Origin of the sequence: Zobellella denitrificans (assembly GCF_002237365.1) — a bacterium.
Lineage (GTDB): Bacteria > Pseudomonadota > Gammaproteobacteria > Enterobacterales > Aeromonadaceae > Oceanimonas > Oceanimonas denitrificans.
In genome coordinates this window covers 1-18,982 of sequence record NZ_NMUO01000080.1, presented here as the reverse complement: position 1 = coordinate 18,982, position 18,982 = coordinate 1, and the positions used below count along the sequence as shown (strand labels likewise).

Annotated in this window: 20 protein-coding genes and 1 pseudogene; 9 read left to right on the top strand and 12 right to left on the bottom strand. The window is 64.1% G+C overall.

Features of this window, described 5'->3' with window-relative positions; genetic code table 11:
• Nucleotides 1–243 precede the first annotated feature (243 nt).
• Nucleotides 244–690 carry an EVE domain-containing protein gene (locus tag CGX12_RS15015; RefSeq protein WP_094040671.1) on the top strand — a complete coding sequence of 149 codons (447 nt, stop codon included), beginning with the start codon at nucleotides 244–246 and terminating at the stop codon, nucleotides 688–690.
• Between the two features lies 1 nt (nucleotide 691).
• On the opposite strand, the gene CGX12_RS15010 is transcribed toward CGX12_RS15015, so the two are convergent.
• The 6 genes from CGX12_RS15010 to CGX12_RS14985 form a co-directional block, all read right to left on the bottom strand.
• The gene (locus tag CGX12_RS15010; protein WP_094040670.1) at nucleotides 692–1,486 is read right to left on the bottom strand and encodes a Cof-type HAD-IIB family hydrolase; all 795 of its coding nucleotides are present in this window, start codon (nucleotides 1,484–1,486) and stop codon (nucleotides 692–694) included.
• A 35-nt stretch (nucleotides 1,487–1,521) separates the two neighbouring features.
• Nucleotides 1,522–2,523 (bottom strand): alpha/beta fold hydrolase, encoded by a 1,002-nt coding sequence (locus CGX12_RS15005; protein ID WP_254918310.1) that lies wholly within the window; start codon nucleotides 2,521–2,523, stop codon nucleotides 1,522–1,524.
• A gap of 158 nt (nucleotides 2,524–2,681) precedes the next feature.
• On the bottom strand, nucleotides 2,682–4,799 hold the full coding sequence (gene spoT / locus CGX12_RS15000) for a bifunctional GTP diphosphokinase/guanosine-3',5'-bis pyrophosphate 3'-pyrophosphohydrolase (RefSeq protein ID WP_094040669.1): 2,118 nt from the start codon (nucleotides 4,797–4,799) through the stop codon (nucleotides 2,682–2,684).
• Between the two features lie 103 nt (nucleotides 4,800–4,902).
• Complete coding sequence (gene rpoZ / locus CGX12_RS14995) at nucleotides 4,903–5,178, bottom strand: DNA-directed RNA polymerase subunit omega (RefSeq protein ID WP_094040668.1); 276 nt, start codon at nucleotides 5,176–5,178, stop codon at nucleotides 4,903–4,905.
• Nucleotides 5,179–5,227: 49 nt separating this feature from the next.
• A complete protein-coding gene (gmk, locus tag CGX12_RS14990; protein ID WP_094040667.1) occupies nucleotides 5,228–5,857 on the bottom strand; it encodes a guanylate kinase in 630 nt (209 codons plus the stop codon).
• A 254-nt stretch (nucleotides 5,858–6,111) separates the two neighbouring features.
• Nucleotides 6,112–8,070, bottom strand: coding sequence for a methyl-accepting chemotaxis protein (locus CGX12_RS14985; RefSeq protein WP_094040666.1), 1,959 nt, complete (start codon nucleotides 8,068–8,070; stop codon nucleotides 6,112–6,114).
• 407 nt (nucleotides 8,071–8,477) lie between these two features.
• Here CGX12_RS14985 and CGX12_RS14980 point away from each other — a divergent pair, with 407 nt between their 5' ends.
• Complete coding sequence (locus CGX12_RS14980) at nucleotides 8,478–9,629, top strand: cytochrome P450 (protein ID WP_094040665.1); 1,152 nt, start codon at nucleotides 8,478–8,480, stop codon at nucleotides 9,627–9,629.
• Between the two features lie 166 nt (nucleotides 9,630–9,795).
• Here the strand turns inward: CGX12_RS14980 and CGX12_RS14975 are convergent, their stop codons facing one another.
• The gene (locus CGX12_RS14975; protein WP_094040664.1) at nucleotides 9,796–10,659 is read right to left on the bottom strand and encodes a YicC/YloC family endoribonuclease; all 864 of its coding nucleotides are present in this window, start codon (nucleotides 10,657–10,659) and stop codon (nucleotides 9,796–9,798) included.
• Between the two features lie 159 nt (nucleotides 10,660–10,818).
• Between CGX12_RS14975 and rph the strand changes: the two genes are divergently transcribed.
• Together rph and pyrE are read left to right on the top strand one after the other, a co-directional pair.
• Nucleotides 10,819–11,544, top strand: coding sequence for a ribonuclease PH (gene rph, locus CGX12_RS14970; RefSeq protein WP_094040663.1), 726 nt, complete (start codon nucleotides 10,819–10,821; stop codon nucleotides 11,542–11,544).
• 22 nt (nucleotides 11,545–11,566) lie between these two features.
• A complete protein-coding gene (gene pyrE, locus CGX12_RS14965) occupies nucleotides 11,567–12,208 on the top strand; it encodes an orotate phosphoribosyltransferase (RefSeq protein ID WP_094040662.1) in 642 nt (213 codons plus the stop codon).
• A 48-nt stretch (nucleotides 12,209–12,256) separates the two neighbouring features.
• On the opposite strand, the gene mscS is transcribed toward pyrE, so the two are convergent.
• From mscS to coaBC, 4 genes are all read right to left on the bottom strand, one after another.
• On the bottom strand, nucleotides 12,257–13,132 hold the full coding sequence (gene mscS / locus CGX12_RS14960; protein ID WP_094040661.1) for a small-conductance mechanosensitive channel MscS: 876 nt from the start codon (nucleotides 13,130–13,132) through the stop codon (nucleotides 12,257–12,259).
• Between the two features lie 84 nt (nucleotides 13,133–13,216).
• On the bottom strand, nucleotides 13,217–13,816 hold the full coding sequence (gene slmA / locus CGX12_RS14955) for a nucleoid occlusion factor SlmA (protein ID WP_094040660.1): 600 nt from the start codon (nucleotides 13,814–13,816) through the stop codon (nucleotides 13,217–13,219).
• Between the two features lie 17 nt (nucleotides 13,817–13,833).
• Nucleotides 13,834–14,289: a dUTP diphosphatase gene (gene dut, locus CGX12_RS14950; RefSeq protein WP_094040659.1), complete on the bottom strand. Its 456-nt coding sequence runs from the start codon at nucleotides 14,287–14,289 to the stop codon at nucleotides 13,834–13,836.
• Nucleotides 14,276–15,484, bottom strand: coding sequence for a bifunctional phosphopantothenoylcysteine decarboxylase/phosphopantothenate--cysteine ligase CoaBC (gene coaBC / locus CGX12_RS14945; RefSeq protein ID WP_094040658.1), 1,209 nt, complete (start codon nucleotides 15,482–15,484; stop codon nucleotides 14,276–14,278). Before coaBC ends, dut begins: the two co-directional genes overlap by 14 nt.
• A 110-nt stretch (nucleotides 15,485–15,594) precedes the next feature.
• On the opposite strand from coaBC, the gene radC reads away from it, so the two are divergent.
• The 4 genes from radC (at nucleotide 15,595) to mutM (ending at nucleotide 17,724) form a co-directional block, all read left to right on the top strand.
• On the top strand, nucleotides 15,595–16,269 hold the full coding sequence (radC, locus tag CGX12_RS14940) for a RadC family protein (protein ID WP_094040657.1): 675 nt from the start codon (nucleotides 15,595–15,597) through the stop codon (nucleotides 16,267–16,269).
• A 131-nt stretch (nucleotides 16,270–16,400) separates the two neighbouring features.
• Nucleotides 16,401–16,637: a 50S ribosomal protein L28 gene (gene rpmB, locus CGX12_RS14935; protein WP_014291125.1), complete on the top strand. Its 237-nt coding sequence runs from the start codon at nucleotides 16,401–16,403 to the stop codon at nucleotides 16,635–16,637.
• 11 nt (nucleotides 16,638–16,648) lie between these two features.
• Nucleotides 16,649–16,816 carry a 50S ribosomal protein L33 gene (gene rpmG / locus CGX12_RS14930; protein ID WP_094040656.1) on the top strand — a complete coding sequence of 56 codons (168 nt, stop codon included), beginning with the start codon at nucleotides 16,649–16,651 and terminating at the stop codon, nucleotides 16,814–16,816.
• Between the two features lie 95 nt (nucleotides 16,817–16,911).
• On the top strand, nucleotides 16,912–17,724 hold the full coding sequence (gene mutM / locus CGX12_RS14925; protein WP_094040655.1) for a bifunctional DNA-formamidopyrimidine glycosylase/DNA-(apurinic or apyrimidinic site) lyase: 813 nt from the start codon (nucleotides 16,912–16,914) through the stop codon (nucleotides 17,722–17,724).
• 3 nt (nucleotides 17,725–17,727) lie between these two features.
• Here the strand turns inward: mutM and coaD are convergent, their stop codons facing one another.
• Nucleotides 17,728–18,207, bottom strand: coding sequence for a pantetheine-phosphate adenylyltransferase (coaD, locus tag CGX12_RS14920; RefSeq protein WP_094040654.1), 480 nt, complete (start codon nucleotides 18,205–18,207; stop codon nucleotides 17,728–17,730).
• Nucleotides 18,208–18,284: 77 nt separating this feature from the next.
• Between coaD and CGX12_RS14915 the strand changes: the two are divergent.
• Nucleotides 18,285–18,971: pseudogene (locus CGX12_RS14915) on the top strand (glycosyltransferase family 9 protein); the annotation flags it as partial.
• Nucleotides 18,972–18,982: the final 11 nt, after the last annotated feature.

Genomic DNA, 18,982 nt, shown 5'->3' with positions numbered 1-18,982 from the left:
GGGTGTGGTGGGCGGGGAGATTGTGAAAGGCGCGGGGCCTCCCCCCCCGGGGGTGGGTGGGGGGGCGGGAGGCGGGGGCGTGGGAGTGCCGCCACAGGCGGTGAGCAGCAGCGCCAGGCCGAGCCACAGCGGTTTGTGCATTGCGTATTTCTCCGTGAAGGGTCACTATTTTCAACCCACAAGGTTGCCATAGCGCGGCAAGGGCCGCCAGCGGGCGGCGCAAATAAATGACGAGGGAGCACCATGGCCTACTGGCTGTTCAAGACCGAGCCCGACACCTTTTCCATCGACGATCTGGCCCGGGCCAATACCATCTGGGAAGGGGTGCGCAATTACCAGGCGCGCAACTTCCTGCGTGACCAGGTACAGGAAGGTGACGAAGTGTTCATCTACCATTCCAGCTGCAAGCAGGTGGGCATCGCCGGCATCGGCCGGGTGGTGCGGGCCGGCTTTCCCGATCCCTTCGCCTTCGATCCCGACAGCGCCTATTTCGACGCCAAATCCAATCCGGACAAGCCTACCTGGTATGCGGTGGAGCTGACCTTCGAGCGCCGCCTGCCGCTGCTGCCGCTGGCGGCGCTGAAGGCCAACCCGGCCCTGGCCGGGATGCCGCTGGTGCAAAAGGGCAGCCGGCTGTCGGTGATGCCGGTCACCCCGGCGCAGTGGCGGGCGATATTGGCGATGGCCTGAGTCAGAGCCCGAACACCCTGGCCAGGTAACGGGCCACGCCGTCTTCGTCGGCGCTCAGGGTACGCTCGTGGCGGGGCAGGGCATCCTGCAGCCGGGAGTGGGCGTTGGCCATGACCACGCCGCGGCCCACGCCGGACAGCATCTCGTAGTCGTTCATGCCGTCGCCGAAGGCGATCACCCGCTGTAGGGGTATGCCCTTGAGGCCCATCAGCGAAGCCACCGCCGAGCCCTTGTTGACCTCGCCGTGCATCACCTCCAGGCACTGGGGCAGGGAGAAGGTGATGTTGAGCCGGTCGCCGAAGTGGTCCAGCAGCAGTTCTTCCATTTTCAGCAACTGCTGGTGATCGCCGGCGTAGAACACCTTTTCCACCCCCTGCTTGGCGGTGGCGCGCAGATCGGTGAGCCGGTAGCGGAAGTCGCTGTCGGGGCTGAAGTCGAGCATGCCCGGCATTTCTTCCTCCACCAGCCAGTGTTCGCCCCGGTACACGTTGAGGTGCACCCCGGGCAGGCGGAAGCGGCCGACCAGATCCTCCACCATCTCGGCGGGAATGGTCTGGTTGTAGATAAGCTTGTCGTCCGGGTTGTGCACCATGGCGCCGTTGCTGGTGATCAGGCTGACGTTCAGCCCCAGCTTGTCGCGGATGGAGCGCACGTCCACGTAATGGCGGCCGGTGGCGACGATGAATTCGATATCCCGGGCCACCAGCTGGTGCAGCACTTCCCGGGTGTAGCCGGAAACCTGGTGATGGCTGTTGAGCAGGGTGCCGTCGAGATCCGACACTATCACGTTGTACATAGGACTGTCCTGTTGGCTGGGAACGGGTGCACCGTTCAGGAATGTTGTTCGAAGAACGACAGTGCAGCTTCCAGTGCTTGCCGGCGCAGCGGGTCCTGCTCGATAAAGAGTTCGTGGGCCGCCCCCTCGATCACCAGGGGGTTGTCGTCCCGGCAGGAGCCCTGGGCCTGGCAGAAGGCCCGCTGCGCCTCGTTGTCGACCACCACGTCGGCGCCGGCCTGCAGGACCAGCAGCGGCGTGGTGATGCGATTGGCCTTGGCAATGGCGTTGTCTCCCGCCATCAGTCCCTGCCGCAGCCATTGCAGGCTGGCGCCGCCCAGCTGCAGGGCCGGTTGTTGCCGGTACAGCTCGCGGAACAGCCGGTAACGGGTTTCGCTGTGGGTCAGATCGTTGTCGACGAAGGCCACCTCCATGTAGTCCCCCTGGCCCGGCGCATAGCAGACCGTTTTGCCCAGCCAGCGGCAGCCGGTGTCCAGCACCGCCACCAGGGCGTCGGCCAGCCAGCGCGGCATGGGGCCGAGGAAGATGCCCATCATGGGGGAGGAGAGCACCGCCGCCTCCAGCTTCACCCGGGTTTCCGCCAGCCAGAGGGCGGAGACGGTGCCGCCCATGGAGTGGGCCAGCAGGTAGAGGCGCTGCGGTTGCTCCGGCAGCACCTGTTGCTGCACGAACTGCTCCAGATCCTGCACATAGTCGTTGAAATCGCCCACGTAGCCCATCAGGGGATCGGTCAGCAGGCGCGGCGCCAGGCCCTGGCCCCGGTGATCGTAGAGATAGACGTTGTAGCCGTTGCCGAACAGATCCCGCGCCAGCTCCTGGTATTTGAGGTAGGCCTCGGTACGGCCGTTGACTAGGATCACCGCCTTGTCGTGCTCCGCCTTCGCCAGCTTGGCATAGGGCAGGCGCAGGCCGTCGCCGGCGCGAAAATGGCCCTCCACCGCGTGGTCCCGCCAGAAGGCCTGCAGGCCGGCCAGTCCCAGCCGGCGCAGCTCGGCTTCGGTGGTCAGGTGCGGCGTGGCGGCGGTGGCGACATTCATAACGAGGCAGATCCCGAGCAAGAGCAAACGAGCGAGCATGGCGGTCAAGGGTTGTTTCCGGGTGGATGGCATGCCGCCCAGTTTATCGTGAAAGCCGGGCAGAGAACATCTCTGGCGTGAGGCGTGAGGGGGCAGACCGCCCCCGGGCCCCGGGGTATTTATTTGCGCTGGCGGTAGACCTTGAGCACGTTGGGGGTGACCCGGATCTTGCGCATGATGTTGGCCAGGTGGATCCGGCTCTTGGTGGTGATCAGCAACTCCACCACATAGACCCGGCCGTCCTTCTCCTCGGTGCTGATGCTGTGGATATTGGCGCCGGTGGCGGCGATCACGTTGGCCAGCTCGGCCAGGGCGCCCTGATGGTTGACGATTTCGATGCCGATCTCGGTCTTGAACTCGAAGTCGAAATCCTGCTCCAGATCCCACTGCACCGGCAGGTACTTGTCCGGCTCCTTGGCGTAGCCGCGGATGTTCTTGCACGACTCCAGGTGCACCACCAGGCCCTTGCCCGGGCTGATGTGGGCCACGATGGGATCGCCGGGGATGGGACGACAGCAGTTGGCAAAGTTGAGCAGCATGTCGTCGGCACCGCGGATCGGCATCTTCTTCACCGCCTTGTTGCGTTCGGCGGGGATCTCGTCCAGCTGGCCCAGCAGCCGGCGGGCCACCACCACGCTCATGGCGTTGCCCAGGCCGATGTCGGCCAGCAGGTTGTTGAGGGAACCGTGCTTGGTGTCCTTCAGCACCTGCTCGACGCGTTCGGGGGGAATGTCTTCCAGGTTTTTGGCGCCCAGGGCGTGGTTGAGCAGCCGCTTGCCCAGCAGCACCGATTCCTCGGTGCGCAGGTTCTTGAGGAACTGGCGGATCTTGGTGCGGGCGCGGGAGGTGACCACGAAGTTGAGCCAGGCCGCGTTGGGGCGGGCGCTGGGGGCGGTGATGATCTCCACGCTCTGGCCCGAATGCAGCGGCTGGCTGAGCGGAAAAGGCTGGCGATCCACCCGGGCGCCGACGCAGGCGTGGCCGATGTCGGTGTGCACCGCGTAGGCGAAGTCGACCGGGGTGGCGCCGGAGGGCAGCTCCAGGATGCGGCCTTCCGGGGTGAACACGTAGATTTCCTCGGGGAAGAGGTCGGTCTTGACCCCTTCGATAAACTCGAAGGAGGAGCCGGCGCTCTGCTGCAGCTCGAGCAGGCTCTGCATCCAGCGCTGGGCCCGCACCTGGGCGGTGGTACCGGAGCTTTCGCCGTCCTGCTTGTAGGCCCAGTGGGCCGCCACCCCCTTGTCGGCCATCTGATCCATGTACTCGGTGCGGATCTGCACCTCCACCGGCACCCCGTGAGGCCCCACCAATGAGGTGTGCAGCGACTGGTAGCCGTTGGTCTTGGGAATGGCGATGTAGTCCTTGAACCGGCCCGGACGGGGCTTGTACAGGGTGTGCATCTGGCCCAGTACCCGATAGCAGGTGTCGATGTCCTTGACGATCACCCGGAAGGCGTAGATGTCCATCACCTCATGGAACTGCAGCTCCTTCTTCACCATCTTGTTGTAGATGGAGAACAGGTTTTTCTCCCGTCCCCGGACCAGGGCCTCGATACGGGCGTCGTCCAGCCGGCCCTTGATCTCCTCCAGGATGGACTGGATGATCTCGCGCCGGTTGCCCCTGGCCCGGCGCACCGACTCGCGCAGCACCCGGGTGCGCATGGGGTAGAGGGCTTCCAGGCCCAGCTCCTCCAGTTCGTTCTTGATGCTGTGGATGCCGAGGCGGTTGGCGATGGGGGCATAGATTTCGAGGGTTTCCCGGGCGATGCGGCGGCGCTTGTCCGGGCGCAGGGCGCCCAGGGTGCGCATGTTGTGGGTGCGGTCGGCCAGCTTGATCAGGATGACCCTGATGTCCTGGGTCATGGCCAGCACCATCTTGCGGAAGTTTTCGGTCTGGGCTTCCTTGCGATCCCGGAACTTGAGCTTGTCGAGCTTGGAGACCCCTTCCACCAGATCGGCGACCGGTTTGCCGAACTGGTGTTCGAGCAGCTCCTTGGTGACCGGGGTGTCTTCGATCACGTCGTGCAGCAGGGCGGCCATCAGGGTTTCGTGGTCCAGGTGCATCTCGCCCAGAATGCGGGCCACCGCCACCGGGTGGGTGATGTAGGGCTCGCCGCTGGAACGGGTCTGACCCTGGTGGGCGTCCCGGGCCAGGATATAGGCGGCCTTCAGCTGTTCGACCTGCTCGGCCGGCAGATAGCTGGAGGCCAACTCCTTGAGTGATTCAAACAGATACAATCTATCTATACCCCGACAGTCAACGCCGTTTACACAGTTCAGAGATGAGGCCCGCTCAGGCCGGGAAGGGGCCCGCGGCGCGGGCCTGGAGGGCAAGCCGGTGTTAGCTGCGGCCTTCGGCGATGGCGGCCACGGCGGCCAGTTCGGCGGCTTCCAGCTCCTGCTGTTCCTGGCGATCCTGCACGTCCATCACGGCGTGGTTGACCAGGCCTTCCTCGATCTCGCGCAGGGCGATCACGGTGGGCTTGTCGTTCTCTTCGTCGACCAGCGGCTCCTTGCCTTGGGTGGCCAGTTGGCGGGCGCGGCGGGCGGCAACCAGGACCAGATCGAAGCGGTTGCCAATCTGTTCTACAGCATCTTCAACAGTAACGCGGGCCATAATGGACTCCAATGATTAAAAAAGGTGCAAAATTCTAATGGATCTTAGCTTATTCCGCCAGTAGCCGGGAAAGCAAGTCCTGGTAACGGGCCGCCTGCTTGCCGGTGTTGGCGCGCTCGGCCTCGATGATGGCGCTGAGCTGGTTCAGGGCGTGCTCGAAGGTGTCGTTGACCAGCAGGTAGTCGTATTCGTCGTAATGGGACATTTCCGACACCGCCTTGGCCATGCGGCCCCTGATCACCTCGGCGCTGTCCTGTTGGCGGGCGTTGAGCCGGCGCTCCAGCTCTTCCCGGCTGGGCGGCAGGATAAAGATGGACTTGGCGCTGGGCGACTGCTCCCGGATCTGGCGGGCGCCCTGCCAGTCGATGTCCAGCAGGATGTCGATGCCCTGGGCCAGCTGGGCGTCTATCCACTCGCGGGAGGTGCCGTAGTAGTTGCCGAACACTTCGGCCCACTCGTAGAAGGCGCCCCGCGCGATCAGCTGTTCGAACTGCGCCTTGTCGACGAAGTGGTAGTGCACCCCGTCTACCTCGCCCGGGCGCATCGGCCGGGTGGTGTGGGAGACCGACACCTGCAGCCGGCCGTCGGCGCTGGGGCGCTCGAGCAGGGCCTTGATCAGGCTGGATTTGCCCGCGCCGCTGGGGGAGGAAATGATAAAGAGGGTACCGATGTGCGCCATAGTGTCTGCCCGTTCGAGGTTGTCTGCCAGCGCCGAGCATGGCGGCTGGAACCAGGGGCGGCAAAGCTTACCAGAAGCCGGCGGATAAAAAAATGGCCGTTGTAAACACAACGGCCAGTCAAAAGTAACTATAGCTTGCTGCGGAAGTGCCCTCCACGCAGATTTCATTATGATCAGGTGACCGCTTCGGCTCTATCAGTTTTTACCTGCCAGAAACATCGTAAATACCGAATTATTATGCGTATAAGCCGGGCTCAGCACTGGAACACCATCACCTTGTCCCGCAGCCGGCCGACCTGCTGGCTCAGGTGCTGGCTGGCGCTGGCGGCCTGCTGCACCATGGTGCTGGCCCGGGCGCCCTGCTCGGCCAGGTGTTGCAGCCCCTCGTGGATCTGGCCGATGGCGTCCTGTTGGGCCCGGGTGCCGGTGCTCATGCTGCTGTTGATGGCAAACACCTCCCCCAGGCGCCGGCTCATCTGCCGCAGCTGGTCGCGGGTGCTGGTCAGGCTGGCCAGGCCGTGCTGGCTGCTGCCGGCGCTGATCTCCATCTGCTCGGCCACCTGGGCGCTGGCGCCGCGCAGGTTGTCGATCATGTGCTGGATTTCGGTGGTGGAGCTCTGGGTGCGCTGGGCCAGCTGGCGCACCTCGTCGGCGACCACGGCGAAACCGCGACCGTGCTCGCCGGCCCGCGCCGCCTCGATGGCGGCGTTGAGTGCCAGCAGGTTGGTCTGATCCGAGATGCTGCGGATCACTTCCAGCACGTGCAGTATGTCGTCGCTGTGGCGGCGCAGGGACTCCATCCGCGCCTTGGCATCCAGCATGTCCTGCTCCAGCCGGCCGATGGCACCGTAGCTCTGCTCCAGCTGCCGCTCCGCCGCGTCCAGCACGGCGCTGCCTTCTTCCGAGTAACGGCCGGCCTCGCCGGCGTTGGTGGCGATGTCAGCCACCTGGGTGGTGATGCCGTGCATGACCCGGGTGATCTGCTCCAGTGCCGACTGCTGCTGATGGAAGGAATCACTCGCTTCCCGGGCCCCGCCGTGCAACTGCTCCACCACCACTTCGGTTTCGTCGCTGACATGGCGGACTTCGCTCAAGGTCTGGCGCAGCTTGTCCATCAGCAGGTTCAACTGCCGGCACAGGTGGCCGATTTCGGCCTGATCCCGGGTATCGAAGCGTACCCGCAGATCCAGGTTGTCGGCGGTGGCGCTGATCTGGCGGCGCAGCGAGGCCAGGGGCGCGATCAGGGCGCCGGCCATGGGATAGAGCAGCACCAGCCCGAGGCTCAGCAGCAGGCCGGCGATGCCCAGGGTGGTCAACTGGTTGTGGCGGATCTCTCCCTGGATGTCGGCGGTGGGCACCTCGGCCAGCAGAAAACGCTGCAGGGCGGGCATCCAGATGGCGCCGATGAATTTCTCTTCCCCCTGCCAGTCCAGGCGGAGGATGCGGCCCTGCTCGCTCTTGTCGGACAGCAGGCCGGCCAGCTCGGGCTGGCTGCCCAGGTCGAGCCTTCCCGCCTGGCTCATGTCCGGGTGGATGTCGACCAGGCCGGAAGGCTGCACCAGCATCACCTGGCCGCCGGCTCCGATGCGGAACTCCCGGATCAGGGCGCCGAGCTGGCTCATGTTCATGGCGCCGCCGGCCACGTTCAGCGGCTGCCCCGCCGGGTTGGTGCGGTGGCTGCGGAAGTTGACGAACATCAGCAATTGCTCGTCGCTGAAGGCGTTGGTGTCCAGGTTCAGCTCAAAGGACCGGCCGCCGTTCAGGTAGCTGAAGTACCAGGCGTCGTCGGGGTTGTCGGCGGACATCCGTCGCCAGTTGAGCTTGCCGTCTTCGTAGTGGTGGTAGCGTATCTCCCGGCCGTCGTTGGTGGCCATGAACACCGCCGTGGCCTGCAGCGACTCCTGCACCTGGGCCAGGGCCGCCTGCATCTGCGGCAGTTGTTCTGCCGGCGCGCCGGCGGCAATCCAGTCCAGGATAAAGGGATTCCTGGCCAGGGCTTCGGAGCCGGTGATGGCGGTATTCAGCCTGGCCTGGACCTGGGCCGCGATGGCCGAGAGCGCGGTGGGTAACTCGTCGTGCTGCAGCCGGGACAGCCGGTCCCGTCCGTTGAGGGTGGATTGCAGTACCACCACCAGCAGGACGAGGACGGCCAGCAGCAGGGCCGTGGCGATAAACAGGCGGGTGCGCATGCCGAGGCGATGCCATTGGTTCATGTTCTTCTCCCTAAGATACGCCGGCGTTCGTTGCCGGCGGTGCTCTATGTTGTTGGTTGTTAGTTATTTTGTGGTGCGTGCGGTGGTGATTCGGGTAAGGGCGCTGTGCTCCGGCGAGACTGGGATGGATTCAGCTTAATGTCGTTTTGAGTCCCTTTGCCAGCGTCGGTGAGCCCTTCACCGGTAAATAGCAGGAAATGTTGAAAATATTGTGTCATTTACCGATAAGTTTCGGGAAATATTGAAAATAGAGTGGTGAATGGGGGATATGAGGAGCAGTGATATTTTAAATGCACATTATCCCTGATCCCGATCAAGGGCGAACCCGGGGCTTTATGCGGCAATGACCATCTGTCGGGTATTTGATACCGGCGACGTTGTCGCCGGTGATGAAAAAAGGAGCCACAATGGCCGATAAACCCCCAATAGACTGGGATCCCAGGGCCGAAGCCGTCCTGCAGGATCAGATTGCCGCCTATGATGAACTGCGCCGGCGATGCCCTGTTGCCTACAGCGATTATCTGCAGTGGTCGGTGTTCGGCCACCGGGAGGTGCGCCGCATCCTCGAGGATCACCACGGTTTCAGCAATGCTGTATCCCGTCATCTGTCCGTGCCGAATGGCATGGACCCGCCGGAGCATGGCCGGTACCGGCGGCTGATCGAGCCTTATTTCGATGACAAGCGCATGGCGGCCTTCGAGCCGCTCTGCCGGGAACTGGCCCGTCGCCTGGCCACCGCCCTGCCCAAGGGCGAATGCGAGATGATGGCCAGCCTGGCCCAGCCGTTCTCGCTGCGGGTGCAATGCGCCTTTCTCGGCTGGCCGGCCTCGTTGCACGAGCCGCTGCGCCAATGGGCCGGGAAAAACCACCGCGCAACCCTGGCCGGCGACCGGGCCCAACTGGCGGCGGTGGCAACCGAGTTCGACGGTTATATCCGCACCCTGCTGGCGGAGCGCAGAGCGCTGGGTGCCGATGCCCCGGACGATCTGACTACCGCCCTGCTGCGGGAGCGGGTATCGGGGCGGCCGATGACCGACGAGGAACTGGTCAGCCTGCTGCGCAACTGGACGGTGGGCGAACTCGGCACCATCACCGCCAGCATCGGCATCCTGATCCACTATCTGGCCGAGCACGGCGAGGTGCAGCGCCAATTGCGCCAGGATGCCTCGCTGCTGCCCGCCGCCATCGACGAGATCCTGCGCATTCATGCGCCCCTGATCAGCAACCGCCGGGTGACCACCAGAGAAGTCGAGGTGGGTGGCCAAACGCTGGTGGCGGGCGAGCGGATTTCCATTCTTTGGGCGTCGGCCAACCGGGATGAGGCGGTGTTCGGCGATCCGGACGAGTTCCGCCTGGATCGGGATCCGGCGGACAACCTGCTCTATGGCGCCGGCATCCACGTCTGCCCGGGGGCGCCCCTGGCCAGGCTGGAATTGCGGCTGGTACTGGAGGCGATGCTGCAGGCGAGTGACTGGTGGTCTTTGCCTCCCGGACGAGAGCCGGTCAGGGCCCGCTACCCGGGCAGCGGTTTCAGCACCCTTTGGGTCGGACTGGAATAAGCCGCTCCGGGTGACCGGAGCGGGGATTACTGCCGCGGGGGCGCCTGGCGGACCACGCTCACCGTCCCGTTCTCCGCTACCGGGAAACGCATCGCTTGTCACTAGGGTTTGGAACAAAAAGCCCTTGTGACACAAGGGCCGGATCGAGCAATCAGTTGGTGAAGCATCACTCGATATTCTGGATCTGCTCCCGCATCTGCTCGATCAGCACCTTCAATTCCACCGCCGAGGCGGTGATGTCGGCGTTGATCGACTTGGAGCCCAGGGTGTTGGACTCGCGGTTGAACTCCTGCATCATAAAGTCCAGCCGACGGCCGCAGGCGCCGCCTTTCTTGAGGATCTTGCGGGTTTCGGCAATGTGGGCGCCGAGGCGGTCCAGTTCTTCGGCCACGTCCACCTTCTGTGCCAGCAGCACCATTTCCTGCTCCAGCCGCTGCGGGTCCAGCTCCAGTTTGGCCTCCTCGAAGCGTTCCTGCAGGCGCTGGCGCTGCCAGGCCAGCACGTCGGGCATATGGGTTTTCACCTTGACCACTTCCTGCTCGATGCCGTCAAGCCGCTGCTCGATCAGCGCTTTCAGCTTGTCGCCTTCGCTGGCGCGGGCGGCGAGGAAGTCGTCGATGACGGTATCCAGGCAGCCGATCAGGGCACTGCTGAGGGCGTCCATGTCCTGAGCCTGGGCTTCCATCACCCCGGGCCAGCGCAGTATGTCCACCGGGTTCATGCTGCCGTGGCCGGCCTTTTCCATCACCCAGGTGGCGCCTTCGATCAGTTGCTCGGCCAGGGCCTTGTTCATCTGCAACTGTCCCTGGTTGGCCAGGTTGGACTCGAAGCGCAGGCCGCATTCCACCTTGCCCCGTTGCAGCCGGGCCCGCAGTTTTTCCCGCACCAGGGGTTCCAGGCCGCGGAACTGTTCGGGCAGGCGGGTGTAGGTTTCCAGGTAGCGCTGGTTGACCGAGCGGATTTCCCACACGGCGGTGCCCCAGTCTTGCTTGAATTCCTGACGGGCATAGGCGGTCATGCTGTGGATCATGGGGTTCTCATCTGGTAATTGGGCGTCATAACCAGAGTGTGACACAGGGTGGGGCCGGCGCCAATGGCGGACGGCATGCAATGGCCGTCCGCTTTCTCTATAATGGCGCCACTTCGCCCGCCGGGCGAAACCCGCTTTTCACCCCATTTGGAGGATCCCATGTCAACACGAGCCTGCGGACGCGCGCCCGATCAAATCCGGCCGGTCACCATCACCACCAACTATACCCGTCACGCGGAAGGCTCTGTGCTGGTGGAGTTCGGCCACACCAAGGTGCTGTGCACCGCCACCGTGGAAACCGGGGTGCCCCGCTTCCTCAAGGGCAAGGGCCAGGGCTGGGTGACGGCGGAATACGGCATGCTGCCCCGCTCCACCCACAGCCGGATGCAAAGGGAGGCGGCCAAGGGCAAGCAGGGTGGTCGCACCATGGAAATCCAGCGGCTGATCGCCCGCTCCCTGCGGGCGGCGGTGGATCTCAAGGCCCTGGGCGAGTACACCATCACCGTGGACTGTGACGTGCTCCAGGCCGACGGCGGCACCCGTACCGCCTCCATCACCGGCGCCTGCGTGGCCCTGGCCAACGCCCTGCAATGGATGCAGGAAAAAGGTATGATCGCCGCCAATCCCCTCAAGACCCTGGTGGCGGCCATCTCTGTCGGCATCGTCGACGGCCTGGCGGTGACGGATCTGGAATACACCGAGGACTCGGCGGCGGAGACCGACATGAACGTGGTGATGACCGCCGAGGGTAAAATGATAGAGGTACAGGGCACGGCGGAAGGCGAGCCCTTCAGCCACGAAGAACTGCTGGCCATGCTGGCCCTGGCCCATAAAAGCATCGACGAGCTGGTGGAGTACCAGCGCCGGGCCATTGCCGGCCTGTAACAAGAGCGGAGATAAGGAAAAGATGAAAGCCTACCAGCGTGAGTTTATCGAGTTCGCCATGAGCAAGTCCGTGCTCAAGTTCGGCGAATTCACCCTCAAATCCGGGCGCAAGAGTCCCTACTTCTTCAACGCCGGCCTGTTCAACAGCGGCCGCGACCTGGCCCGGCTGGGCCGCTTTTACGCCGCCGCCCTGGTGGATGCGGGGGTGGCGTTCGACGTGCTGTTCGGCCCCGCCTACAAGGGCATTCCCATCGCCAGCGCCACCGCGGTGCAACTGGCCGAGGTGCACGACCTGGACGTGCCCTACTGCTTCAACCGCAAGGAAGCCAAGGATCACGGTGAAGGCGGCAACCTGGTGGGCAGCCCGCTTGCCGGGCGCATCATGCTGGTGGACGACGTGATCACCGCCGGCACCGCCATCCGCGAGTCCATGGACATCATCCAGGCCAACGGCGCCACCCTGGCCGGGGTGCTGATCGCCCTGGACCGCCAGGAGAAGGGCAAGGGCGAACTGTCCGCCATCCAGGAAGTGGAGCGGGACTACCAGGCCCGGGTCACCGCCATCATCACCCTGGCGGATCTGATCGACTACCTGGGCGAAAGGCCGGAGATGGCCGAGCACCTGGAACGGGTACGGGCCTACCGGGAGCAATACGGAATTTAATAAAAAAGCCGCTGAGAAGCGGCTTTTTTGTGGTTGATGACGGCGGAGTCAGGCAACTTCCTGCTTCATCCGCTGGGGCTCCTTCTGGTGCAGATGCACGTCCATCTGCGGGAAGGGGATGCCGATGCCGTTGGCGTCCAGCTCGTTCTTGATCTTTTCCAGCAGATCGAAGCGCACCGTCCAGTAATCCTCCGCCTGCACCCAGGGGCGGACGATAAAGTCGACGGAGGAGGCGCCCAGGTTGTTCACCGCGATGCGGCACTCGGGCTCTTTAAGGATGCGGCTGTCCGCGTTGACGATGCGGGTCAGCACTTCCTTGGTCTTCTTCAGGTCGGCGCTGTAGGAGACGCCGATCACCAGGTCGATGCGGCGGGTCTTCTCCCGGGAGTAGTTGATAATGTTGTCGTTGAGGATCTTGGCGTTGGGCACCACTATCATGCGGTTGTCCGGGGTCAGCAGTATGGTGGTGAAGATCTGCACCGAGTGCACGGTGCCGGCGGTGCCGGCCGCCTCCACGTAGTCGCCGGCCTTGAAGAAGCGGAAGCCGATCAGCAGCACCCCGGCGGCGAAGTTGGACAGGGAGCCCTGCAGCGCCAGACCCACGGCCAGGCCGGCGGCACCGACGATGGCCACGAAGGAAGCGGTCTGTACCCCGACCCGGCTCATGGCGGCGATGATCACGAAGGCGAGCAGGCCGTACTTGAGCAGGCTGGTGACGAAGTCGGAGATGGTGCTGTCGACCTTGCGCGCCTTGAGGACCCTGTTCAGGCCGCCGGTCAGCATGCCGACCGCCATGAAACCGATGATCAGGGTGAGCAGGGCGGCGGCGATATTCACCGAATACTCGATGATCAGCCCCTGGTTATTGACGATCCAGCTCTGGGCCTCGTTCAGCATGTCGGTATTGAGCAATTCTGTATCCATAAACGTGCCTCTCTCGTTATTGTTGCTTTGGTCGCGCCCTTGCCGGTGATGCCGGCAAGGGCGGGGGAGATGTGACGACGGGCGTCAGGCGGCCACGGCCAGCTGCCGGTGCAGCAATTGCCAGTGACTGTCGAAGTTGTGGGTGGGTTTGATGCGAAACTGGCTGCGAACGTACTGGTTGATGCGGCCTTCCGCATAGGCCAGCAGCAGGTTGGCCAGCACCGTCTCGTTTTCGGCGAAGCCCTCGCCTTCGTAGAGGCGGCGCTCGCGCATCACCTGCTTGAGCTGGGTTTCCAGCCGATCGAACAACTGGTTGATGCGCGCCAGCAGCCGCTCGTGCTCGCCCTGCAGGGCGTCGCCGTTGAGCAGGCGGGTAATGCCGGGGTTGCGTTCGCAAAAGCCCAGCACCAGTTGCAGTATGTAGCGCAGGCGCAGGGCGCTGTCCTTTTCATCCTGAAGAATAAGATTGATCCGGGAAAACAGGGTTTCCTCAATGAAGTCGATCAATCCCTCAAACATCCGGGCCTTGCTCGGAAAGTGGCGGTAAAGCGCCGCTTCCGACACGCCCACCGCCGCCGCCAGCTTGGCGGTGGTGATCCGCTGCCCCGGGCTGGTTTCCAGCATGTGGGCCAGGGCCTGCAGGATTTGTTCACGACGGTTTTTCTTGTTCTGGGTATTGGCCATAGGCGCACTCAACTTGGTTAGTGGCGACCGGAAGAGCCGAAACCGCCTTCTCCCCGCTCGCTTTGGTCAAATTCGTCAACTACCGTAAATTGGGCCTGCACCACGGGCAGGATCACCAGCTGGGCGATGCGTTCTCCCGGCTGTATGGTGAAATGATCCTTTCCGCGGTTCCAGCAGGATACCATTAACTGACCCTGGTAGTCAGAGTCAATCAGGCCAACCAGGTTGCCCAGCACGATGCCGTGCTTATGGCCCAGGCCGGAGCGGGGCAGTATGGTGGCGCACAGGCCGGGATCCTGGATATGGATGGCGATGCCGGTGGGGATCAGGGTGGTGTCGCCCGGGGCCAGCTCCAGGGGGGCGTCCAGGCAGGCGCGCAGATCCAGGCCGGCGGAGCCCGGGGTGGCGTAGGCCGGCAGCGGGAAGTCGGTGCCCACGCGGGGGTCGAGGATCTTCAGTTCAATGGCGTTCATGGTATCGGTCTGCAATCAGGATCAAAAGGTGCCTGGCGAGCTGGGTCTTGCCGGCCAGGGGTAAATCGGCCCGGCCTTGCGGCCAGAACACGGTGAGGGCATTGTCGTCGCTGTTGAAGCCTTGCCCGGCCTTGGCCACGTCGTTGGCCGCGATCATGTCCAGCCCCTTGCGGCTGAGCTTGTCCCGGGCGTATTTTTCCACATCCCGGGTTTCGGCCGCAAATCCCACGGTAAAGGGCTTGTCCGGCAGGGCCGCCACCTCGGCCACGATATCGGGATTTTTGGTCAGTTCGATGACCAGGGTGTCGCTGGCGGTTTTCTTGATTTTCTGCTCGGCCACCGTTTTGGGGGCGTAGTCGGCCACGGCGGCGCAGGCGATGAAAATCTGCTGGTCGGCGATGTGCGCCATCACCGCCTGGTGCATCTGGCGGGCGCTCTCCACCTCGATGCGGGTCACCCCGGCCGGGGTGGGCAGGCCGACGGGGCCGCTCACCAGGAGCACCTCGGCGCCCAGCTCCTGCGCTGCCGCCGCCAGGGCGAAGCCCATCTTGCCGGAGCTGTGATTGGAGATGAACCGCACCGGGTCCAGCGCCTCACGGGTGGGACCGGCGGTGAGGATCAGTTTAATGCCCGCCAGGGGTCGGGCTTGGGGAGTGAAATGACGCTCTACCTCGGCCACCAGCTCCATCGGCTCCAGCATCCGGCCCGGCCCCACGTCGCCGCAGGCCTGTTCGCCCCGGGCCGGGCCCCAGATGGCCAGTCCGCGGTCGGCCAGGGTCGCCAGGTTGGCCTGGGTGGCGGCGTGGCGGTACATCTGCTGGTTCATGGCCGGGGCCACCGCCACTACGGCCGGGGTGGCCAGGCAGAGGGTGGTGAGCAGATCATCGGCCAGGCCGGCGGCCAGCCGGGCTAGGGTGTTGGCGCTGGCCGGGGCGATCAGCAGCAGCTCGGCCCAGCGAGCCAGTTCGATATGGCCCATGCCGGCTTCGGCGGCCGGGTCCAGCAGGGAGTCGGACACCGGCTCGCCCGACACCGCCTGCAGGGTGAGCGGGGTGATAAAGGCCTTGGCGGACTCGGTCATCACCACCCGGACCTCGGCACCCCGCTCCTTGAGGCGGCGCACCAGCTCGGCGCTCTTGTAGGCCGCGATCCCGCCGGTGATGCCGATAACTATGCGTTTTCCCGTTAATGACATGGCTGCGTTCCCTAACTGGACAGGCCGGCAAGATTACCACAAACGGGTGAATTGTGCGGCCCGGGCGGAGTCTGGGCTAGGCTTTAACGGTTGGGCAGGGGGGAGCGGCGATGAGCATCAAGGACTGGCCGGAGGGGGAACGCCCCCGCGAAAAACTGCTGAGCCGGGGGCCGGCCAGCCTGTCGGATGCGGAACTGCTGGCGATTTTTCTGCGCACCGGCAGCCGGGGCATGGACGCGGTGACCCTGGCGCGTACCCTGCTGAGCCAGTTCGGCTCCCTGCGCCAGTTGCTGCAAGCCGAGCCGCGGCAGTTTTGCGAGGGGCCCGGCCTGGGGCTGGCCAAGTACGTGCAGTTGCAGGCCAGCCTGGAGCTGATGCGCCGCTTTCTCGATGAAAAGCTGGTGCGCGAGCATGCCCTCACCAGCCCCGAACTGACCCGCCAGTATTTGCAGGCGCAGTTGCGGGACCGGGGCCGGGAGGTGTTCGCCCTGCTGCTGCTCGACAACCAGCACCGGGTGATCCGCTTCCACGAGCTGTTTTTCGGCACCCTGGACGCGGCGGCGGTGTACCCGCGGGAAATCGTGGCCCTGGCCCTGAAACTGGGTGCCGCCGCGGTCATTTTGGTGCATAATCATCCGTCCGGAGTGGCCGAGCCCAGCCGGGCGGATCGCATGATCACCGAACGCATTCAGGCCGCCCTGGGGCTGCTGGATATCCGGGTGTTGGATCATCTGGTGGTTGGTGACGGTGAAACCGTATCTTTTGCCGAGCGTGGCTGGCTTTAGTGCCGGACGCTCGGCTTTTAGTTGATCTCGGGCGCGGTATGCTGTATAAATTGCCGCCTTATTTTGCCCCGACAGACGGCCAACGGGGTGATTGATTGCTCGAGCAAAAGTAAGTTTTGGAGAAGACTGACATGTCTAAAGTATGCCAAGTAACTGGTAAGCGGCCAGCCGTTGGTAACAACCGCTCTCACGCCAACAACGCCACCAAGCGTCGCTTCCTGCCCAACCTGCAGACCCACCGTTTCTGGGTTGAAAGCGAGAAGCGTTTTGTAAAACTGCGCATCACCACCAAGGGTATGCGTATCATCGACAAAAAAGGTATCGACAGTGTCCTGGCTGACCTGCGTGCCCGTGGCGAAAAGGTCTAAGGAGATAACCCATGGCTAAAGGTATTCGCGAGAAGATCCGCCTGAACTCCAGCGCTGGTACTGGTCACTTCTACACCACTACCAAGAACAAGCGCAACATGCCCGAGAAAATGGAGATCAAAAAGTTTGATCCCGTGATCCGCCAGCATGTGATCTACAAAGAAGGCAAGATCAAGTAAGATCCTGCCTTCGAAAAAAAAACCCGGCTCCGGCCGGGTTTTTTTATGGCCGCCACCTTGGCTATACTGCCGCCTCACTGTAGCAGGAGGGCGAGATGCCGGAGTTACCAGAAGTCGAAGTCAGCCGTTTGGGCATTACTCCTCATCTGCTGGGGGAGTCGGTGATGCGGGTGGTGGTGCGCAACCCCAGCCTGCGCTGGCCGGTGCCGGCGGAAATCCAGGAGCTGGCGGGGCTCACCATCGTCGGCATCCGCCGCCGGGCCAAGTACCTGCTGCTGGAAACCGACTGGGGCACCGCCATTCTGCACCTGGGCATGTCCGGCAATCTCAAGGTGTTGCCCCAGGGCACGCCGGCGGGCAAGCACGATCATGTGGATATCGAGCTGGCCAACGGCAAGCTGCTGCGGCTCAACGATCCGCGCCGCTTCGGCTGCCTGCTGTGGACCCGGGCGCCGGCGGAGCAGCACCCGCTGCTGGCCAGACTGGGGCCCGAGCCGCTCACCGAGGCCTTTGACGGCGACTACCTCTACCAGCGCAGCCGGGGCCGCAAGACGGCCATCAAGCAGTTCATCATGGACAACCACATCGTGGTGGGGGTGGGTAACATCTACGCCAACGAGTCACTGTTCGGCGCCGGCATCAGCCCCAAACGGGAGGCGGGCAATATCGGTCGGGAGCGCTACCTGAAATTGGCCGGGGAGATCAAGGCGGTGCTGGCGCGGGCCATCGGCCAGGGCGGCACCACCCTGAAGGACTTTACCGGCAGCGACGGCAAGCCCGGCTACTTCGTACAGGAGTTGCAGGTGTACGGCCGGGCCGGACAGCCCTGCACCCGCTGCGGCACCCTGCTGCGCGAGGTGCGCATGAACGGCCGCAGCACAGTGTTCTGCCCGCTCTGCCAGCGGTGAGGATCAGCCCAGTTTGGTGGCCACCGCCTCGGCCACGGCGGCGGGCACGAACTGGCTGATATCGCCGCCGTGGATCGCCACCTCCTTCACCAGGGTGGAGGAGATAAAGGAATTCTCCTCCGCCGGGGTAAGGAAGACGCTTTCAAGCTCCGGCATCAGCCGCCGGTTCATGTTGGCGAGCTGGAACTCGTACTCGAAATCGGACACGGCGCGCAGGCCGCGGATCAGCACATTGGCCCGGTGTGCCCGGGCGAAGTCCACCAGCAGGCCGGAAAAGCCCACCACGGTGACATTGCCCAGTTGGCCGGTGACTTCCTTTACCAGTTCGACCCGCTCGTCCAGCGAGAACATGGGCCGCTTGCTGGGGCTGAAGGCCACCCCCACGACCACTTCGTTGAACAGTCGGGAAGCGCGCTCTATCAGATCCAGGTGACCGTTGGTGATGGGATCGAAGGTGCCGGGGTAGATGACCCTGATGCTCATGGGATGTCCTTATTGGCAAACGCAGCTGAAGAGTTTGGGGTAGAATACCGCAGCACAGGAACAAGGTGGAGCGCGATATGAAACGGGTACTGGTGGTTCGCAACGACAAGATAGGCGACTTTATGCTGGCCTGGCCGGCCTTCGCCATGCTCAAGGCCTCGCTCGGCTGCGAGGTGGTTGCCCTGGTTCCCGCCTATACCCGCGAACTGGCCGAGCTTTGCCCGAGCATCGACCGGGTGCTGCTGGATCCGGGCAAGGAGGGGACACCGACCGCGCAACGCGCCCTGCTGGATCAGCTGAAAAGTGGCCGGTTCGATGCGGTTATCTGCCTGTTCTCCAACTTTCGCAACGCCAGGCTGGTGTGGCAGGCCGGTATCCCCCAGCGCTGGGCACCGGCCACCAAGCTGGCCCAGGTGCTCTACAACCACAGGGTGACCCAGCGCCGTTCCCGCTCCGCCAAGCCCGAGTACGAGTACAACCTGGATCTGGTGCGGGCCTTCCTGCACCACCATGGGGTGACGCCGGTCGAACCCGCGCCGCCCTACCTGCGCTTCGAGGCCGCCGAGCTGGCTCCTTTCCGGGCGGAGCTGGCGGCGGCGTTGGGGATAGCGGCGGAGCGGCCCTGGCTGCTGGTGCACGCGGGCAGTGGCGGCTCGGCCAATAACCTCTCGGCCGGCCAGTATGCACAACTGATGCAGGCACTATGCAGCCAGTTCCCCGCCGCCAGCTCCGCCCGGAAAGGAGCCAGCTCGGCGGCCTCGAAGCGCAGGTAGGG